General features: G+C 66.7%; 12 protein-coding genes. 11 read left to right on the top strand and 1 reads right to left on the bottom strand.

All coding sequences use genetic code 11. The features are described from left to right. Positions 1–73: 73 nt before the first annotated feature. Entirely contained in the window at positions 74–943 is an 870-nt protein-coding gene (locus JF543_RS04860; RefSeq protein WP_206822876.1) for a spermidine synthase, read from the bottom strand. Between the two features lie 190 nt (positions 944–1,133). On the opposite strand from JF543_RS04860, the gene JF543_RS04865 reads away from it, so the two are divergent. The 11 genes from JF543_RS04865 to rpoC all read left to right on the top strand — a co-directional run bounded on the left by JF543_RS04865 (position 1,134) and on the right by rpoC (position 19,802). Continuing rightward, positions 1,134–2,426: a sugar ABC transporter substrate-binding protein gene (locus JF543_RS04865; protein WP_179409038.1), complete on the top strand. Its 1,293-nt coding sequence runs from the start codon at positions 1,134–1,136 to the stop codon at positions 2,424–2,426. A 14-nt stretch (positions 2,427–2,440) separates the two neighbouring features. Continuing rightward, the gene (locus tag JF543_RS04870; protein ID WP_179409037.1) at positions 2,441–3,415 is read left to right on the top strand and encodes a carbohydrate ABC transporter permease; all 975 of its coding nucleotides are present in this window, start codon (positions 2,441–2,443) and stop codon (positions 3,413–3,415) included. Further along, a complete protein-coding gene (locus JF543_RS04875; protein WP_206550461.1) occupies positions 3,412–4,245 on the top strand; it encodes a carbohydrate ABC transporter permease in 834 nt (277 codons plus the stop codon). The genes JF543_RS04870 and JF543_RS04875 overlap by 4 nt, the downstream gene beginning before the upstream one ends. Beyond that, the gene (locus tag JF543_RS04880) at positions 4,242–5,720 is read left to right on the top strand and encodes a glycoside hydrolase family 3 N-terminal domain-containing protein (protein WP_206822878.1); all 1,479 of its coding nucleotides are present in this window, start codon (positions 4,242–4,244) and stop codon (positions 5,718–5,720) included. Before JF543_RS04875 ends, JF543_RS04880 begins: the two co-directional genes overlap by 4 nt. Positions 5,721–5,734: 14 nt before the next feature. Continuing rightward, a complete protein-coding gene (locus tag JF543_RS14600) occupies positions 5,735–6,541 on the top strand; it encodes a MurR/RpiR family transcriptional regulator (protein WP_179409034.1) in 807 nt (268 codons plus the stop codon). A 175-nt stretch (positions 6,542–6,716) separates the two neighbouring features. Then, positions 6,717–8,396 (top strand): ABC transporter substrate-binding protein, encoded by a 1,680-nt coding sequence (locus tag JF543_RS04890; RefSeq protein ID WP_206822880.1) that lies wholly within the window; start codon positions 6,717–6,719, stop codon positions 8,394–8,396. An 80-nt stretch (positions 8,397–8,476) separates the two neighbouring features. Then, a complete protein-coding gene (locus JF543_RS04895; RefSeq protein ID WP_179409032.1) occupies positions 8,477–9,481 on the top strand; it encodes an ABC transporter permease in 1,005 nt (334 codons plus the stop codon). Further along, complete coding sequence (locus tag JF543_RS04900; RefSeq protein WP_206822881.1) at positions 9,481–10,449, top strand: ABC transporter permease; 969 nt, start codon at positions 9,481–9,483, stop codon at positions 10,447–10,449. Before JF543_RS04895 ends, JF543_RS04900 begins: the two co-directional genes overlap by 1 nt. Then, positions 10,446–12,140: an ABC transporter ATP-binding protein gene (locus JF543_RS04905; protein ID WP_206822882.1), complete on the top strand. Its 1,695-nt coding sequence runs from the start codon at positions 10,446–10,448 to the stop codon at positions 12,138–12,140. The genes JF543_RS04900 and JF543_RS04905 overlap by 4 nt, the downstream gene beginning before the upstream one ends. A gap of 223 nt (positions 12,141–12,363) precedes the next feature. Next, positions 12,364–15,864: a DNA-directed RNA polymerase subunit beta gene (locus JF543_RS04910; RefSeq protein WP_206820977.1), complete on the top strand. Its 3,501-nt coding sequence runs from the start codon at positions 12,364–12,366 to the stop codon at positions 15,862–15,864. 62 nt (positions 15,865–15,926) lie between these two features. Continuing rightward, a complete protein-coding gene (rpoC, locus tag JF543_RS04915; protein WP_179409028.1) occupies positions 15,927–19,802 on the top strand; it encodes a DNA-directed RNA polymerase subunit beta' in 3,876 nt (1,291 codons plus the stop codon). The last annotated feature ends 236 nt before the right edge of the window (positions 19,803–20,038 follow it).

A 20,038-nucleotide genomic window follows, 5' to 3' on the forward strand; every position in this document is an offset into this window, starting at 1 on the left:
TCTGCCCCGCCGGACACGGAACCGGGGGAGCCACGCCCGACGCGCGCCAACCATCCGGCGCGTGTGAGGCGCCTCACTTCAGGAACAGACCGGAATCGGGTCGGGGGGACGCCACGGCGTCGGCATCCGTCACGATCGCGGCTCCGCGGGCGAAGGCCGCGACCTCGTCGCCCTGGGCGATCTTCGCGGGGTGGGGGCCGGCCGCAAGCAGCCGCGGCAACCACTCGGTGGGCAGCTCGCTCGTCGAAGCGACCAGGACGAGATTGCCGAAGCGGCGTCCCTTCAGCACCTGGGCGTCGGCGAGCAGGGCCACCTCGCGGAACACGTTCGAGACGGTCGCGACCTGGCGCCGGGCGAACGCGAGCCCGGGGCCGTCGGCGACGTTGACCAGCAGCACGCCGGTGGGTGAGAGCAGGCCGGCGATCTCGCGGTAGAACTCGATGCTCGTCAGGTGTGCCGGGGTCTGCGCCCCCGAGAACACATCCGAGACGACGAGGTCGCAGTGGCCGGTCAGCGCGGGTGGCATCCGACTCAGCCCCTCCCGGGCGTCTCCGATGCGCACGCGGATCGCCGCGCCCCGCGGCAGCGGCAGGTGCTCGCGTACGAGTGCGACGAGCGGGGCCTCCCACTCGATGACCTGTTGGCGCGAGCCCGGGCGGGTGGTGGCGATGTACCGGGGGAGGGTCATTGCGCCGGCACCGAGGTGCACCGCGCTGAGTGGGGCGGATGCTGTCGCGCCGAGCTGGTCGATGACGGCGCCCATCCGCACGATGTACTCGAAGTGCAGGTGCGTGGGATCGTCGAGGTCGACGTGCGACTGTGGTGTGCCGTCGACGATCAGCTCGAACCCGCTTGTGAATTCGGATGCTGCGATCTCGGCCGATCCGCCGTGGTCGAGCCGCGCCTGCGGGTTCCCGTGCTCGCGCCCGCGTGATCTGCCCATGCCAGAAGCCTAGCCAGCCCGCTGCGCCCGTTTCCCTGCGCGGGTGGGGTGCTGCCCAGCGTGTTCGGAAGGAATTATCACGACTCGGCCACGCCGCTGGGAACAACTTGCAGTGAATTAATTAGTAATGGATACTTTCTAATACGGAGGCGCTGGGCGCCATAGGACGTTTCAAAGAGGAGATCACCCGATGCACAAGCGCATTCTTCCGGTCATTGCTCTCGGAGCAGTGGCCACCCTCGGCCTCGCGGCATGCACCGGCGGCAGCGGTTCCGCCGACGGCGCCACCGACGGCGAGGGCCAGGAGCTCACCGTCTGGATCATGAAGGGCACCAACCCCGACGCATCCGCATTCTACGACGCCGTCTCGGACGCCTTCGAAGAGAAGACCGGCGCCACGGTCACCATCGAGGAAGTGCAGTGGGCCGACGCTCACGACCGCTTCGTGACCTCGATCGCCGGTGGCACCACCCCCGACATCGCCGAGACCGGCACCACCTGGACCGCCGAGTTCGCCGACGCCGGCGCGCTGCTGCCGATCGACGAGTACGTCGACGCCGAGTCGGGCCTGCGTGATGACCTGGTCGAGGGCCTGGCCGTGGCCGGCACCTACGGCGAAGAGCTCTACGGCATGCCCTGGTACGCCGGTGTGCGCGCACTCATGTACCGCACCGACGTGTTCGAAGAGCTGGGCCTCGAGGTCCCCACCACGTGGGACGAGATCGTCACCGCGGGTGAGGCCATCAAGGCCGCCAAGCCCGAGATGATGGCCTTCCCGGTTCCCGGTGACGCCGAGTTCCAGGTCTACCCCTGGGTCTGGGGCGCGGGCGGCGAGATCGCCACGCTCGAGGGCGACACCTGGACCAGCGAGCTCGACAGTGCCGAGTCGCGCGCCGGCCTGCAGTTCTACACCGACCTGGCCACCAAGCACGGCTTCTCGTCGGCCGGTGCCACCACGTGGCGCGAGACCGACCTCAGCGACGCCTTCTCGCAGGGCAACGTCGCGATGATGCTGAACGGCTCGTGGACCCCGAACGCACTCATCGAGGCCAACCCCGAGCTCGAGGGCAAGATCGGCGCGGCGACCATCCCGGCGCAGGACGGCGGCGTCGCCCCGTCGGTTCTGGGTGGCTCGCACCTCTCGGTGTTCAACACCACCAAGAACGCCGACCTGGCTTGGGAGTTCGTCAAGCTGATGACCACGGGCGAGTTCGCCGAGCAGTGGGCTGCCGAGACCGGCTACTTCCCCGGCGTCGCCTCGGCGATGGAAGAGGCACTCGCCTCGACCGACCCGCTGATCGCCCCGTTCGCACAGCAGATGGTCGAGGGTGGCGCATCCGTGCCGGTGACCCCGAACTTCGGTGCCGTCCAGGCCAAGAAGACCACCAACGCAATGCTGCAGTCCATCCTCAGCGGCCAGAAGGACGTCGAGACGGCGACCAAGGAAGCCGCCGTTGAGATGACCGACCTGCTCAACAAGTAAGGCACGACACCTCCATGTCAATGGTGCAAGCACCACCGCTGGCCACGGAAGCGGAGAACTCTCCCGCTCCCGTGGCCGGCGGCCGCAACCGCAAGGGCCTGTCCCTGGTCGCGGCACGTCCCTGGCTTCTGCTGGCCCCCGGGCTGATCATCCTCGCGGTGCTCATGCTCTGGCCGCTCGTCCAGGTGTTCATCTACTCGCTGCAGGACTACGGCCTGCGCCAGATCAACACCGGCGAGAACAACTGGATCGGACTCGGCAACTACGTCGAGGCACTCAGCGATCCAACGCTGTGGACTGTGGTGCTGCCCAACACGGTCGGCTTCGCGGCCGTGGCGGTGTTCGTCACGGTCGCGGTCGGCACGCTCGTCGCGCTGCTTCTTGCGCGCCTGAGCACGCTGTGGCGGACCATCGTGTCCAGCTGCATCATGATCGCCTGGGCGATGCCGGCCGTCACCGGCACGTACGTCTGGACGTTCATCTTCGATGCCGACCGCGGCATCTTCAACGCGGTCCTCAAGGACCTCGGCCTGATCGACCAGTCGGTGAACTGGTTCACCAACCAGTGGTCGTTCTACGCGATCGTCCTGCTGAACGTCGTCCACCACGGCTTCCCGTTCGTGGCCATCACGGTGCTCGCCGGTCTGCTGGGCGTCTCGAAAGAGATGCTCGAGGCAGCCGCGATCGATGGCGCCAACGCCTGGACGCGTTTCTGGCGCATCACCTTCCCGACCCTGCGCCCCGTGTTCGCCGTGGTCATCATCCTGTCGACGATCTGGGACTTCAAGGTCTTCGCGCAGGTGTACCTGATGCCGGGTGGTAGCGGCGGCAACCGCGCCGTGCTCAACCTCGGTGTCTGGTCGTACGTCGAGTCGTTCGGGCAGAACCGGTACGGCTTCGGAGCCGCACTGGCCGTGCTGCTCACCCTGGTGCTGATCGGCATCACGATCGTCTACATCCGCTTCCTCATGAAGGAGGACGAGCTGTGAACCCCCGCCCTCGTCTCAGCTCGCGCATTGGCGTCGGAGTCGCGGTCGTCGCCGTCCTCGTCTTCACGCTCTTCCCGGTGTACTGGATGGTCTCCAGCGCGCTCGACGCCAAGGCCTCCAGCGGTGGCCAGTCGCTCGTGCCGCAGGAGTTCACCTTCGACAACTTCGCCTACGTGCTCACCGACGGCGGTTTCGGCACCTACCTGCGTAACTCGGCGATCGTGGCGCTGGTCACCGTGCTGGTCAGCGCGCTCGTGTGCCTGCTCGCGGCCGTCGCGGTCGCCCGCTTCCGGTTCAAGTTCCGCACCATGATCCTGATGATGATCCTCATCGTGCAGATGGTGCCGCTCGAAGCGCTCGTGATCCCGCTGTTCCTGCAGGTCAAGAGCCTGGGCCTGCTCAACAGCATCCTCGGCCTGATGGTCGTCTACGTCGCCCTCTCGCTCGCATTCGGCATCTGGATGCTGCGCGGCTTCGTCGCCGCCGTTCCCGTCGAGCTCGAAGAAGCCGCCTACATCGACGGTGCCAGCTGGTGGCGCATGTTCCGCTCGGTGCTGCTGCCGCTGGTCATGCCGGGTCTGGTCGCTACGAGCATCTTCAGCTTCATCACCGCCTGGAACGAGTTCATCTTCGCGATGACGATCCTCGGCGGAGCGACTGACCAGTACACCGTCTCGATCGGTCTGAAGTCGTTCTTCGGATTGCACTCCAACGAGTGGGGCTACATCATGGCCGCCTCGACGATCATCACCGTCCCGGTCATGATCTTCTTCATCATCGTTCAGCGCCGGCTTTCGGCCGGCATGGTTGCAGGGGCGGTCAAGGGATGAACATCGACGAACTCGAGCGCCTCGCGAACGGTGTTCTGTGGCCGGGCTTCCTCGGCACGACCGCACCGGAGTGGCTGCAGCACGAGCTGGGCCGTGGCCTCGCCGGCGTGGTGTACTTCGGGCAGAACCTCGGCCCCGGCCTGTCGGATCTCAGCACCGAGATCCTCACCGCCAACCCGGACGCCCTGATCGGCGTCGATGAGGAGGGCGGCAGCGTCACCCGCCTCGAGGCGGTCGACGGATCGACCCTGCCCAGCGCCTACCAGCTGGGCCGTCTGGATGACGTCGCCGCCACGAAGGCGAACGGCGTTGAGATCGCGCGCCGCGTTCAGGCCGTGGGTGGCAACGTCGCGCTGGCGCCCGTCGCCGACGTCAACACCGACCCGCGCAACCCCGTGATCGGGGCGCGCTCTTTCGGGTCGGATGAGGCCGTCGTCGCGCGTCACACCGTGGCAGCGCTGGAGGGCATCCAGGGCACGGGCGTCGCCGCGTGTGTCAAGCACTTCCCTGGGCACGGTGACACCCACCTCGACTCGCACCATGATCTTCCGGTGATCACTCTCGACGTCGACGAGTTCGACCGGGTGCATGTCGAGCCGTTCCGCGCCGCGGTCGCGGCCGGAGTGGACGCCGTCATGACCGCTCACATCGTCGTTCCGGCGTGGGGCGAGCAGCCCGCGACGCTGAACGCGCACGTGCTGGGCATGCTGCGCGAGGCCGGTTTCGAGGGCGTCATCATCACGGATGCCCTCGACATGGCCGCCATTCGCGAGACGGTCGGCCTGGGTGGGGGAGCAGCCCGCGCCCTCGCCGCCGGCGCCGACCTGCTCTGCATCGGCAACCCGACCAACCCCGGCGACGCCGCGTTCCCCGATCAGGACGAGCGTGACTTCCATGCTGCCCGCAACGGCATCATCGCGGCCCTGCGCGACGGTTCGCTCTCTCGGGAGCGGGTTGAAGAAGCAGCAGCCCGTGTGGCTGCGCTGGCGACCAAGCTCCGTGGCGAGTCCCCGAACGAAGGCGCCGAGCCACTCGACCTCGACCCGATCGTGCGTCGTGCGATCTCGGTCACGGGCGCCCTGCCGGCAGCATCCGACCTGCACGTGCTCGACGCACGTCGACGCTCGACCCTCGCGGTCGACAGCGCCGCATCGTATGTTTCGCGGACGCTGGCCGGCGATGGCGCGTGCGTGCGACTGGATGTCACCACGGCCTCGCCGGACGAGCAGGACGCCGCTGTGGATGCTGCGCACGTGGCATCCGCTCTGCCGGTCATCCTGGTGGACTCGCCCGACACCAGCGCTGCGCAGCGCGAGCTGGTCGAGCGTGCCGCCGTACGTGCACCGGGTGCCGTCGTCGTCAACGTGGGCCTGGCAGCGCGGGAGCCGCTGCCGTTGCCGACGATCGAGGTCGGAGCAGCCAGCCGGATCAGCGCGCGCCTCACACGGGAGATGCTGCTCGGGCGCACGGGGTGAAGCCGTGAACCTCCGTGGACGATGACGTTCTTGAGCAGGTTCGGCGCTCGATACCCGGACTGAGCGCAGCTGAGAAGAAGGTTGCCGAGCGGTTGCTCGTCGACCCGACGGTTGTGATCGATCTCGCGATCAACGACCTGGCGAAGCTGTGCTCGACCTCGATCTCAACTGTCGCACGCTTCGCGCAGTCACTCGGCTTCAGCGGGTACCGCGAGCTGCGAGTCGCGGTGGCGCGCTCACTCACGCTGCAGCAGGCGCAGCAGGTGCGATTCGGTCTGGAGACCACCGCGATCTCGTGCGATGACAGCACCGCACAGGTCGCCGCGAAGCTGGCTGCGCGTGAGATCGACGCGATCGAGACGGCCGCGCGGACGCTCGACGTCGCGGCGCTCGATCGGGTCGCCGAGGCGGTCGCGGATGCCAGGTGCGTCGACGTCTTCGGCCAGGGTGGATCGTCTCTGGTGGCTCAGGACCTGCAGTTCAAGCTCGCGCGGATCGGGTGCGTGGCGTCGCACTCGGCAGATCCGCACATGGCGCTGACGATGGCGGCTCTGCGCGGCCCGCGAGACGTCGCGATCGGCGTCTCGCACACGGGCGAGACGATCGAGACCATTCGCGTGCTCGAGGCTGCGCGCGCGGCAGGCGCACTGACGGTGGCGATCACGAGCGCCGCCGGTGCTCCGGTCGCGACGGTCGCCGACGTCGTGCTGATCACGCACGCACGCGACTCGTCGTTCCGTGGCGCGGCGATGTCGAGTCGGATCGCGTTGCTCGCACTCGTCGATGTGCTGTTCGTCCGCGTCGCGCAGCGCCGCGGATAGTCGTCGCGACCGGGAGGGCGACGGCTGCGACGGGGTCCGGCTCAAGCCGATACCGGATCGCAACCTTCGGAGGTTTGGAATACCCGCGTCGGCTGGGTACCTTCGGAGCATCACGTGTGAGGGTGCGATGCTGCACCCGGACCGCGCAATGAAGCGTTCACAAGAGAGGTTCATCATGACCCACAGCCCCCTGCGCCGACGAGGGCTCGCCCTCGCAGCCGGAGTCGGTGTCGCGGCCCTGCTGCTGACCGGATGCGTCGCCAGCGAGCGCGACGACAGCGCCGATGACGGTGGCGGATCCGACGTTGACACGACGTTCGTCTTTGCGGCGTCGTCCGACCCGGCCAGCCTTGACCCCTCCCTCGCCCAGGACGGCGAGACCTTCCGCGTCTCGCGTCAGATCTTCGAGGGTCTGGTGGGCACCGAGCCGGGCACCGCTGACCCGGCTCCGCTGCTCGCCGAGGAATGGGAGTCGTCCGAGGACGGCATGTCGCACACCTTCACGCTGAAGCAGGACGTGACCTTCCACGACGGCACGCCGTTCAACGCCGAGGCCGTGTGCTTCAACTTCGACCGCTGGTACAACTGGACCGGCGTGCTGGCCTCCGAGGCTGTGGGCTACTACTACAACAAGCTCTTCAAGGGCTACGCGTCCAACCCCGACGATGCCGTGTACAAGTCGTGCACGACGGACGGCGACGACAAGGTCACGATCGAGCTGAACAAGCCGTTCGCCGGCTTCGTAGCATCCCTCTCGCTCCCCGCCTTCGCCATGCAGAGTCCCTCGGCGCTCGAGGAGTTCTCGGCCGACGAGGTCGGCGGCACCGCCGAGGCGCCCGTGCTCTCGGAGTACGCGCAGGGCCACCCGGTCGGTACCGGTCCCTTCCAGTTCGACTCGTGGGCCCCGGGTGAGAACGTCACCCTGACCGCCTACAGCGACTACTGGGGCGAGCAGGGCCAGATCGAAGAGGTCATCTTCCGCGTGATCGGCGACCCGACGGCGCGCCGCCAGGCGCTCGAGGCCGGCGATATCGACGGCTACGACCTGGTCGGCCCGGCCGACACGCAAGCGCTCGAAGACAAGGGCTTCACCATGGTGTCGCGCCCGCCGTTCACGGTGCTCTATCTCGCCTTCAACCAGGCCGTTCCCGAGCTGCAGGACCTCGAGGTGCGTCAGGCGCTGTCGTACGCCATCGACAAGGACGCGCTGATCAAGCAGGTGCTGCCCGAGGGCACCGAGAAGGCGACGCAGTTCGTGCCGCCGGTCGTCAACGGCTACAACGAGGGTGTCACCACGTACGACTACGACCCGGACATGGCCAAGTCGTTGCTCGAGGATGCCGGCTACACGGCCGACAACCCGCTATCGCTGACCTTCAACTACCCGGTCAACGTCTCGCGCCCCTACATGCCGGACCCCGAGCAGATCTTCACCGTGCTGGCCCGCCAGCTCGAAGAGGTCGGTGTGCAGATCACGCCCGAGACCGACGCATGGAACCCGGACTACCTCGAGAAGATCACCGCGACGCCCGACCACGGCATCCACCTGCTCGGCTGGACCGGTGACTACAACGACACTGACAACTTCGTCGGCGTCTTCTTCGGCCAGCAGAGCTCCGAGTGGGGCTTCGACAACCCCGAGCTGTTCACGGCCCTGTCCGAGGCCCGCGGTGTGTCGAGCATCGACGAGCAGACGCCGTTGTACGAGGCGATCAACGAGCAGGTCGCGCAGTTCATCCCCGGCGTGCCGATCGCGCACCCGGCGCCGACCCTGGCATTCGACGAGCGGGTGGAGAGCTACCCGGCGAGCCCGGTGAACGACGAGGTCTTCACCGACATCGTGCTCACGAAGTAAGCCGTCCACGCGGCGATCACGCGTCCTGACGCCCCACGAGGGCGCCAGGACGCGTGATCCCGCCATACCCGGAGACCACCTTGCTGCGAACCATCGGCAAGCGGCTTCTGCTGCTCATCCCCACCCTTTTCGGCCTCAGCATTCTGCTGTTCGCCTGGGTCCGCGCTCTTCCCGGAGGGCCGGCCGTCGCCCTCCTCGGTGAGAAGGCGACACCCGAGGCGATCGAGCAGGTCAACGAGCTCTACGGCTTCAATCGTCCGCTGTACGAGCAGTACTTCATCTGGGTCACTCGCCTGCTGCAGGGCGACTTCGGCTCATCCATCGTCACGGGGCGCCCTGTGACCGAGGAGTTCTTCCGCCGGTTCCCGGCGACCATCGAGCTCAGTGTGCTCGCGCTGATCTTCGCGATCGGCATCGGTGTTCCGCTGGGCTACTGGGCGGCGCGCCGCCACGGCAAATGGACGGATCACACCGCGGTCGTGTTCAGCCTGATCGGCATCACGATCCCGGTGTTCTTCCTGGCGTTCATCCTGAAGTACATCTTCGCGGTGCAGCTGGGATGGCTTCCCTCGGACGGCCGCCAGAGCGCGCGAATAGATGCCACACACGTCACCGGCTTCTACGTCTGGGACGGCATCATCACCGGCGAGTTCGACGCGTCATGGGATGCCATCCAGCATCTGATCCTGCCGGCGCTGGCGCTCGGCACGATCCCGCTGGCGATCATCGTGCGCATCACGAGGGCCAGCGTGCTCGAGGTGCAGAACGCCGACTACGTGCGCACCGGCAAGGCCAAGGGTGTCTCGACGCCCACGCTGCGCAACCGCTTCATCCTGCGCAACGCGATGCTGCCGGTGATCACCACGATCGGCCTGCAGACCGGGCTGCTGATCTCGGGGGCGGTGCTCACCGAGACGGTGTTCGCCTTCCCCGGCATCGGCTCGTTCCTGGCGCGATCGATCTTCGCGCGAGACTTCCCGGTGCTGCAGGGGTTCATCATCTTCATCGCCATCGCGTACGCGCTGATCAACCTCGCCGTTGACGTGTCGTACAGCCTGATCGATCCGAGAGTGAGGGTTCAGTGATGAGCGCAGTGCTTCCCCCCGCACAGGGTCCGGGCGCGGGCCCGCAGAGCGGCGGATCGCCCGAGACGGTCACCGTCGCCCAGGCCGAGCTGCACAAGAGCGGCAGCTTCTGGAGCGACGTGCTGCGTCGGCTGCGACACAATGTCACGGCGTGGATCGGCGGGGCGATCGTCATGCTGTTCATCGCAGTTGCGGTGCTGGCTCCGCTGATCGCGCCGTACCCCGAGACGGCGCTGCCCGGCGCCGAGTACATTACCCCCACGCACATCCCCGGGCCCGGCGAGCTGCCGCAGTTCCCGCTCGGCCTCGACCGCTTCGGCGGCGATGTGCTGTCGAAACTCATCTGGGGTGCGCAGGCGTCGTTGATGGTCGGTGTGGTCTCGACCGCGCTGGGTCTACTCGGCGGCATGCTGCTGGGACTCATCGCCGGCACCTTCGGCGGCTGGGTCGACACCGTCATCATGCGCATCGTCGACATCATCCTGTCGGTGCCCAACCTGCTGCTGGCCGTGTCGATCGCCGCGATCCTGGGGCAGACGCCCCAGGCGGTGATGATCGCCATCGGAGCGTCGCAGGTGCCCATCTTCGCGCGTCTGCTGCGGGCATCCATGCTGCAGCAGCGCACCAGCGAGTACGTGCTGTCGGCGCAGACTCTCGGTCTCGGACGCGGCCGCATCACGATGTCGCACGTGCTGCCCAACGCGATCGGTCCGGTCATCGTGCAGGCGACCCTGACGCTGGCGACGGCGGTGATCGACGCCGCCGCGCTGTCGTTCCTGGGTCTCGGCGGTGGCGGTCCCGACACGGCGGAGTGGGGGCGGATGCTGACCTACGCGCAGAGCGAGTTGGCGATCGCGCCATGGCTGGCGTTCCTGCCCGGTATCTGCATCGCAGTGACCGCGCTGGGCTTCACCCTGTTCGGTGAGGCGCTGCGCGAGGCGATGGACCCGAGGACGAGAGCGCGATGACCGAGAAGGAGAAGCAGATGAGCGCGCAGCCGCTGCTGCAGGTGTCGGGCCTGGCCGTGGACTTCACGACCATGGACGGCGTCGTGCACGCCGTCGAGGGCGTCGACCTGGAGATCGCGCCCGGTGAGACGGTTGCGATCGTCGGCGAGTCGGGCTCGGGCAAGTCGACCACGGCGATGGCCGTGATCGGTCTGCTCGCGTCGGGTGGGCGGGTGGCCGACGGCAGCATCCGTCTCGACGGACGCGAACTGGTCGGGGCATCCGAATCCGAGATGCAGAAGATCCGCGGACGTGACATCGGCATGGTTCCGCAGGACCCGATGTCGAATCTGAACCCCGTGGCGAAGATCGGCACGCAGGTCGCCGAGACGTTGCTCGCGCACGGCCTCGCCACGCGCTCAGATGTCAAGCAGAAGGTCGTCGAGGCGCTGTCGGCGGCCGGCCTGCCCGATCCCGAGCGGCGGGCCAAGCAGTACCCGCACGAGCTGTCGGGCGGCCTGCGCCAGCGCGCGCTGATTGCGATCGGACTCGCGTGCCGGCCGCGGCTGCTCATCGCCGATGAGCCGACCAGCGCGCTCGACGTCACGGTGCAGCAGACGATCCTCGATCAGCTCGGCGAGATGACGCGTGAGCTGGGCACCGCGGTGCTGCTGATCACGCACGACCTGGGGCTGGCCGCCGAGCGGGCGCAGCGCGTCGTGGTGATGCACCGCGGACGTGTGGTCGAGCAGGGCAACGCCCGCCAGATCCTCGAGAACCCGCAACACGCGTACACGCAGAGCCTGGTCAGTGCGGCGCCGTCGATCGCGGCGGCGCGCCTGCAACCAGAGGTCTTCGAAGGCGCGCAGGTCTCCGAGAGTGCAGAAGCGGATGCCGGTGCGGCGGCGCCCGAGGGGAGCAAGGCCGCGAACATCGTCGAGATCGAGGGGCTGCGCAAGGTGTACCCGGTGCGCGGCCGTTCCGACGACTTCATCGCGGTCGACAATGTCTCGCTCGCGATCCCGCGCGGAAAGACCGTGGCGATCGTGGGGGAGTCCGGCTCGGGCAAGACCACGACGGCGCGGATGCTGCTGAAGCTGATCGAGCCGACGGCGGGCACGATCCGTTTCGAGGGGCGCGACATTCAGAGCTTCGACAAGGCGCAGGACCGTGAGTTCCGGCAGCGCGTGCAGCCGATCTTCCAGGACCCGTACTCGAGCCTGAATCCGATGTTCACCATCGGGCGACTGATCGGTGAGCCGTTGGAGTTCTACAAGCGCGGCAATCGTGCCGAGCGCCGCGCCAGGGTGCTCAAGCTGCTCGATGACGTCGCGCTGCCGGCATCCATGATGCAGCGCTACCCGTCCGAGCTCTCCGGTGGGCAGCGCCAGCGCGTTGCGATCGCGAGAGCGCTGGCGCTCTCGCCCGACCTGATCGTGTGCGACGAGCCCGTCTCGGCGCTGGACGTGCTGGTGCAGGACCAGATCCTCACGCTGCTGGGCGACCTGCAGAAGGAGTACGGCCTGAGCTACCTGTTCATCTCGCACGACCTGGCCGTTGTGCGTCTGATCAGCGACTACGTGTGCGTCATGAAGGACGGCGCACTGGTCGAGGCGGCCACCAGTGAAGAGATCTTCACCAACCCGCGTGACCCCTATACGCGCACGCTGTTGGCATCCATCCCCGGCAACGAGCTGGGTATCGCGTCGTGACCACGGGGCGGGCGCGATGCGCCCGCCCCGTGCCAATACCGCAGGTTGCGGAATTGGTCAAGGATTACGCTTGCCATGTCGCACAATCGGGCTTATAGTAAAGAGTTGCGCTCGCTTCTCCGTGCCCTCATATGGTGGTCGGCATCCCGTTGAGTTTTCGAGCGCACTCACCGACGTCCAGGAATCGACCAGCCCCTTGCCCGGGCTGACGGAGGTTACTCCCTTGGCTGCTGCTCCCAACGCATCCACATCCACCACCAACAAGAACGGCCGCGGAGTCTCCCGCCTCTCGTTCGCCAAGATCTCCGACACGCTGACGGTCCCCGACCTGCTGGCGCTGCAGACCGAATCGTTCGGCTGGCTCGTCGGCAACGACGACTGGAAGGCCCGCGTGGCCGAGGCCAAGAAGGCCGGCCGCACCGACGTCGCCGAGATCTCGGGTCTGGGTGAGATCTTCGAAGAGATCTCGCCGATCGAGGACCTCGGCGAGACGATGCAGCTGTCGTTCACGAACCCGTACCTCGAGCCCGAGAAGTACTCGATCGACGAGTGCAAGGAGCGCGGCAAGACCTACGCCGCGCCGCTGTACGTCGAGGCCGAGTTCATGAACCACCAGACCGGTGAGATCAAGACTCAGACGGTCTTCATGGGCGACTTCCCGCTGCAGACCGACAAGGGAACGTTCATCATCAACGGCTCCGAGCGCGTCGTCGTCTCGCAGCTGGTGCGTTCGCCCGGTGTGTACTTCGACAAGACTCCCGACAAGACCAGTGACAAGGACATCGTCACCGCTCGTGTCATCCCCAGCCGTGGTGCCTGGCTCGAGTTCGAGATCGACAAGCGCGACCAGGTCGGCGTGCGCATCGACCGCAAGCGCAAGCAGTCCGTCACCGTCTTCCTGAAGGCGCTTGGCCTGACCAGCGAAGAGATCCTCACCGAGTTCGCCGGCTACCCCTCGATCGAGGAGACGCTCGCGAAGGACACCATCCTCACGCAGGAAGACGCCCTCCGCGACATCTACCGCAAGCTGCGCCCGGGCGAGCAGGTCGCCGCCGAGGCCGCGCGTTCGCTGCTGGACAACTTCTACTTCAACCCGAAGCGCTACGACCTGGCCAAGGTGGGTCGTTACAAGATCAACCACAAGCTGGGCCTCGCCAACCCGCTCACCGACTCGGTGCTCACGCGCGACGACATCGTCGCGACGATCAAGTACCTGGTGCGCGTGCACAGCGGCGACGAGACCTTCGAGGGCATCCGCGGCGGCAAGAAGACCGAGATCCGCATCGCCACCGATGACATCGACAACTTCGGCAACCGTCGCATCCGCGCCGTCGGTGAGCTGATCCAGAACCAGGTCCGCACCGGTCTGTCGCGCATGGAACGCGTCGTCCGCGAGCGTATGACCACGCAGGACATCGAGGCGATCACGCCGCAGACCCTGATCAACGTGCGTCCCGTCGTGGCAGCGATCAAGGAGTTCTTCGGAACGTCGCAGCTGTCGCAGTTCATGGACCAGAACAACCCGCTGGCCGGCCTCACCAACAAGCGCCGTCTGTCGGCGCTCGGCCCCGGTGGTCTCTCGCGTGACCGCGCCGGTGTCGAGGTCCGTGACGTCCACCCGTCGCACTACGGCCGCATGTGCCCGATCGAGACGCCGGAAGGCCCGAACATCGGTCTGATCGGTGCGCTCGCGACGTTCGCGCGCATCAACTCGTTCGGCTTCATCGAGACCCCGTACCGCAAGGTCGAGAACGGTGTCGTCACCGACCAGATCGACTACCTCACGGCAGCCGAAGAGGTCGACTTCAACATCGCGCAGGCCAACGCGCCGCTGGACGCGGAGCGTCGCTTCCGCGAGAGCCACGTGCTGGCCCGCCCCCGCGGCGGTAGCGGTGAGGTCGACCTGTTCCTGCCCGAGGAGATCGGCTACATGGACGTCTCGCCGCGCCAGATGGTGTCGGTGGCGACCTCGCTCGTTCCCTTCCTCGAGCACGACGACGCGCAGCGCGCACTCATGGGTGCCAACATGCAGCGCCAGGCCGTGCCGCTGCTGCGCTCGGACTCGCCGCTGGTCGGTACCGGTATGGAGGGCTACACGGCCATCGACGCCGGTGACGTGGTCACCGCCGCCAAGGCCGGTGTCGTCAGCGAGGTTTCGGCCGACAAGGTCGTGGTCATGCTCGACGAGGGCGGCACGCAGGAGTACTACCTGCGCAAGTTCGCACGCTCGAACCAGGGCACGTCGTACAACCAGCGCGTGATCGTCAACGCCGGTGAGCGCGTCGAGGCCGGCGAGGTCATCGCCGACGGTCCCGCCACCGAGAACGGCGAGCTGGCGCTCGGAAAGAACCTGCTCGTGGCGTTCATGCCGTGGGAAGGTCACAACTTCGAGGACGCCATCATCCTCAGCCAGGAGCTGGTGAAGGACGACACCCTCTCGTCGATCCACATCGAGGAGTACGAGGTCGACGCCCGCGACACCAAGCTGGGTAAGGAGGAGATCACCCGTGACCTCCCCAACGTCAGCCCCGAGCTGCTGAAGGACCTCGACGAGCGCGGCATCATCCGCATCGGTGCCGAGGTGCGCCCCGGCGACATCCTGGTCGGAAAGGTCACGCCGAAGGGCGAGACCGAGCTCTCGGCCGAGGAGCGCCTGCTGCGCGCCATCTTCAACGAGAAGAGCCGTGAGGTTCGCGACACCTCGCTGAAGGTCCCGCACGGTGAGCAGGGCACGATCATCGCTGTCAAGGAGTTCAACGCCGAAGAGGGCGACGACGAGCTGGGCTCGGGCGTCAACCGCCGCGTTGTGGTCTACATCGCCCAGAAGCGCAAGATCACCGAGGGTGACAAGCTCGCCGGCCGCCACGGCAACAAGGGTGTCATCGCCAAGATCCTGCCCGTCGAGGACATGCCGTTCCTCGCGGACGGCACGTCGGTCGACGTCGTGCTGAACCCGCTGGGTATCCCGGGTCGAATGAACTTCGGTCAGGTGCTGGAGACCCACCTCGGGTGGATCGCCAAGCAGGGCTGGAAGATCGAGGGCAACCCGGAGTGGGCAGCGGCGCTGCCCGAGGAGGCCTACGACGTCGCCCCGAACACCAAGGTGGCCACGCCGGTGTTCGACGGCGCCACCGAGTACGAGATCTCGGGTCTGCTCGACTCGACGCGCGAGACGCGCGACGGAGAGCGCCTGATCGACCGCTCGGGCAAGACGCGTCTGTTCGACGGCCGCTCCGGCGAGCCGTTCCCGGACCCCATCTCGGTCGGCTACATGTACATCCTGAAGCTGCACCACCTCGTCGACGACAAGATCCACGCGCGTTCGACGGGTCCGTACTCGATGATCACCCAGCAGCCGCTCGGTGGTAAGGCGCAGTTCGGTGGACAGCGCTTCGGTGAGATGGAGGTGTGGGCCCTCGAGGCCTACGGCGCCGCGTACGCACTGCAGGAGCTGCTGACGATCAAGTCCGACGACATCCTTGGCCGCGTCAAGGTGTACGAGGCCATCGTCAAGGGCGAGAACATCCAGGAGCCCGGCATCCCTGAGTCCTTCAAGGTGCTCATGAAGGAGATGCAGTCGCTCTGCCTGAACGTTGAGGTGCTCTCGGCTGATGGCACCGCCGTCAACCTGCGGGACACCGACGACGAGGCCTTCCGTGCAGCGGAAGAGCTCGGCATCAACATCTCCAGCCGGTTCGAAGCCGCATCGATCGACGAGATCTGATCGCAGGCACAGCTCAGGGACCGCGTCCCTAAATACATAGATTTTTCTAACTAGGAGAACTAGTGCTCGACGCAACTACATTCGATGAGCTTCGAATCGGCCTGGCCACCGCTGAAGACATTCGCGGCTGGTCCTACGGTGAGGTCAAGAAGCCCGAGACGATCAACTACCGCACGCTGAAGCCCGAGAAGGACGGGCTCTTCGGCGAGCAGATCTTCGGCCCCTCCCGCGACTGGGAGTGCGGCTGTGGCAAGTACAAGCGTGTCCGCTTCAAGGGCATCGTCTGCGAGCGCTGCGGCGTGGAGGTCACCAAGAGCTCCGTCCGTCGCGAGCGCATGGGTCACATCGAGCTGGCCGCCCCCGTGACGCACATCTGGTACTTCAAGGGTGTGCCGTCGCGACTGGGCTACCTGCTCGACATGGCGCCGAAGGACCTCGAGAAGGTCATCTACTTCGCCGCGTACATGGTCATCTCGGTCGACGAGGACGCACGTCACCGCGACCTGGCCACGCAGGAGAACAACATCCGGCTCGAGCTGAAGACGCTCGGCGACCGCCGCGACGCGAAGATCTCCGAGCGCATGGCCAAGCTGGAAGAGGAGCTCGCGGCCCTTGAGGCCGAGGGTGCCAAGGCCGACGCGAAGAAGAAGGTCAAGGACGCCGCCGAGAAGGAGATGACCCTCACCCGCAAGGGTGCCGACGAGGCCATCGCCAAGCTCGAGCGCGTGTGGGAGGACTTCCGCACGCTCGAGGTCGGCGCGCTGCGCCCCGAGGACGACGTCTTCCACGAGCTGCAGGACCGCTTCGGTCAGTACTTCGAGGCCCACATGGGCGCCGAGGCGATCCAGCGCCGTCTGCAGAGCTTCGACCTGAAGGCCGAGGCGGAGAGCCTGCACCTGCAGATCTCTGAGGGCAAGGGTCAGCGCAAGATCCGTGCGATCAAGCGCCTGAAGGTCGTCAACTCGTTCCTCGAGACCGGCATGAGCCCGGCCGCGATGGTGCTCGACGTCGTTCCGGTGATCCCGCCGGAGCTGCGTCCGATGGTGCAGCTGGACGGTGGCCGCTTCGCGACCAGCGACCTGAACGACCTGTACCGCCGTGTGATCAACCGCAACAACCGTCTGCGTCGTCTGATCGACCTCGGTGCTCCCGAGATCATCGTCAACAACGAGAAGCGGATGCTGCAGGAGGCCGTCGACGCGCTGTTCGACAACGGCCGTCGTGGTCGCCCCGTCACCGGTACCGGCAACCGCGCCCTGAAGTCTCTCAGCGACATGCTGAAGGGTAAGCAGGGTCGTTTCCGTCAGAACCTGCTCGGTAAGCGTGTCGACTACTCGGGCCGTTCGGTCATTGTCGTCGGTCCGCAGCTGAAGCTGCACCAGTGTGGTCTGCCCAAGCAGATGGCCCTGGAGCTGTTCAAGCCGTTCGTGATCAAGCGTCTGATCGACCTGGGTCACTCGCAGAACATCAAGGCGGCCAAGCGTGCCGTCGAGCGCACCCGCGGCGAGGTCTGGGACGTTCTCGAAGAGATCATCCGCGAGCGCCCCGTGCTGCTGAACCGTGCACCCACGCTGCACCGTCTCGGCATCCAGGCGTTCGAGCCGCAGCTCGTCGAGGGTAAGGCCATCCAGCTGCACCCGCTCGTCTGCGCGGCCTTCAACGCCGACTTCGACGGTGACCAGATGGCTGTGCACCTGCCGCTGTCGGTCGAGGCGCAGGCCGAGGCTCGCGTGCTGATGCTCGCCTCGAACAACATCCTCAAGCCGTCGGACGGCCGTCCGGTGACCCTGCCTTCGCAGGACATGATCATCGGTCTGCACCACCTGACCACGGTCAAGGAGGGCGCAGCCGGTGAGGGCCGTGCGTTCGGCTCGGTCTCCGAGGCGATCCTGGCCCGCGACGAGGGCACGCTCGACCTGCAGGCCAAGGCGCGCATCCGCATCCCCGGTCTCACCTTCCTCGAGGGTGAGGCTCCCGAGGGCTACGAACGTCACGGCCTCGTCGACGCTTCGCTCGGTCAGGCGATCTTCAACGGCGCGCTTCCGAAGGGCTACCCCTTCGTGCGCGGCGTCGCCGACAAGGGCAAGCTGTCGCAGATCGTGAACAAGCTGGCCGAGGAGTACCCGAAGGTCGAGACGGCCGCCACGCTGGACCGCATCAAGGATGCCGGTTTCCACTGGGCGACCCGCTCGGGCGTCACGGTCGCGCTGAGCGACATCCTCACCCCGCCGAACAAGGCCGAGATCGTTGCGACCTACGAGAAGCAGGCCGCGAAGGTCCAGTCGCAGTACGACAAGGGTCTGACCACCGATGCTGAGCGCCGCCAGGAGCTCATCAAGATCTGGACCGAGGCGACCGACGAGGTGCAGGCCGCGATGCGCGCGCACTTCCCGGACGACAACACCATCAACCGCATGGTGACCTCGGGTGCCCGTGGTAACTGGCTGCAGATCCGCAACATCGCGGGTATGCGTGGTCTGGTGAACAACCCCAAGGGTGAGATCATCCCGCGTCCGATCATCTCCTCGTACCGCGAGGGTCTGTCGGTGGCGGAGTACTTCATCGCGACGCACGGTACCCGTAAGGGTCTGGCCGACACCGCTCTGCGTACCGCCGACTCGGGTTACCTGACCCGTCGTCTGGTGGACGTGTCGCAGGACGTCATCATCCGCGAGCAGGACTGTGGCACGTCGAAGGGCCTCGCCCTGCCGATCGCCGCACCGAACTCGCAGGGTGTTCTGGTCCGCGACCCGAACGTCGAGAACTCGGTGTTCGCTCGCACGCTGGCATCCGCTGTGGTCAACGAGGCCGGCGAGGTCGTCGCCGAGGCCGGCGACGACGTGGGCGACGTGCTCATCGACAAGCTGGTCGAGGCCGGTATCGAGACCATCAAGGTGCGCTCGGTGCTGACCTGTGACTCGGCCGTCGGTGTCTGCGCGCAGTGCTACGGCCGTTCGCTCGCGACCGGTAAGACGGTCGACATCGGTGAGGCCGTCGGCATCATCGCGGCGCAGTCGATCGGTGAGCCCGGTACCCAGCTGACGATGCGTACGTTCCACACCGGTGGTTCGGCATCGGCTGATGACATCACCCAGGGTCTGCCCCGTGTGCAGGAGCTCTTCGAGGCTCGTACGCCCAAGGGTGCCTCTCCGATCGCTGAGGCCGACGGCCGCATCACGATCGAAGAGAACGACAAGGGCAAGAAGGTCATCCTCACGCCCGACAACGGTGACGAAGAAGTGGTCTACCCGGTGCTGAAGCGTGCGACGCTTCTCGTCGAGGACGGCCAGCACGTCGAGGTCGGTCAGCCCCTGCAGGTCGGAACGCTCGACCCCAAGGAGGTCATGCGCGTCATGGGTGCCCGCGAGGTGCAGCGTTACCTCGTCAACGGCGTCCAGGGTGTGTACCGCTCGCAGGGTGTGCCGATCCACGACAAGCACATCGAGGTCATCGTGCGCCAGATGCTGCGTAAGGTCACCGTGGTCGACCACGGCGACACCACGCTGCTGCCGGGTGAGATGGTCGACCTGAAGCGCTACCAGACGATCAACCGCGAGGCCGTGACCGGTGGTCAGCGCCCCGCATCGGGTCGTCCCGAGCTGATGGGTATCACGAAGGCGTCGCTCGCGACCGAATCGTGGCTGTCGGCCGCATCGTTCCAGGAGACGACCCGCGTGCTCACGCAGGCCGCCATGGAGGGCAAGAGCGACCCGCTGATCGGTCTCAAGGAGAACGTCATCATCGGTAAGCTCATCCCCGCCGGAACCGGTCTGCGTCGCTACCGTGACATCACGGTCGAGGCAACGGAAGAGGCCAAGAGCGAGCGCTACCCGAACCGGATCTTCGCATCCGACGGTGCGTACGCCGACGGTGACTTCGGCTACGTCGACTTCGACGCGTTCTCGACGGACGACATCACGCCCGGCTCGTACAACTGAGTCAGTGAGTGTCGGTGAGGCCCCGGGTTCTTCGGAACCCGGGGCCTCACCCCGTTTTCGGGCCGTGCCGCGCCGCGCGTGGGAGCCGCACGCGGCGCGTGCGTCATCGAGAACAGGACGGATGTCGAGAACAGGCTGATTCTGCGGAATTGAGCCTGTTCTCGTGAACGAGCCTGTTCTGGGTGACGGTTTCGGCCCCGGGGCGGCGCTTCCGGGCCCGATGCTGCATGTCGCCG

Origin of the sequence: Microbacterium esteraromaticum (assembly GCF_017303215.1) — a bacterium.
GTDB classification, from domain to species: Bacteria; Actinomycetota; Actinomycetes; order Actinomycetales; family Microbacteriaceae; genus Microbacterium; species Microbacterium esteraromaticum_C.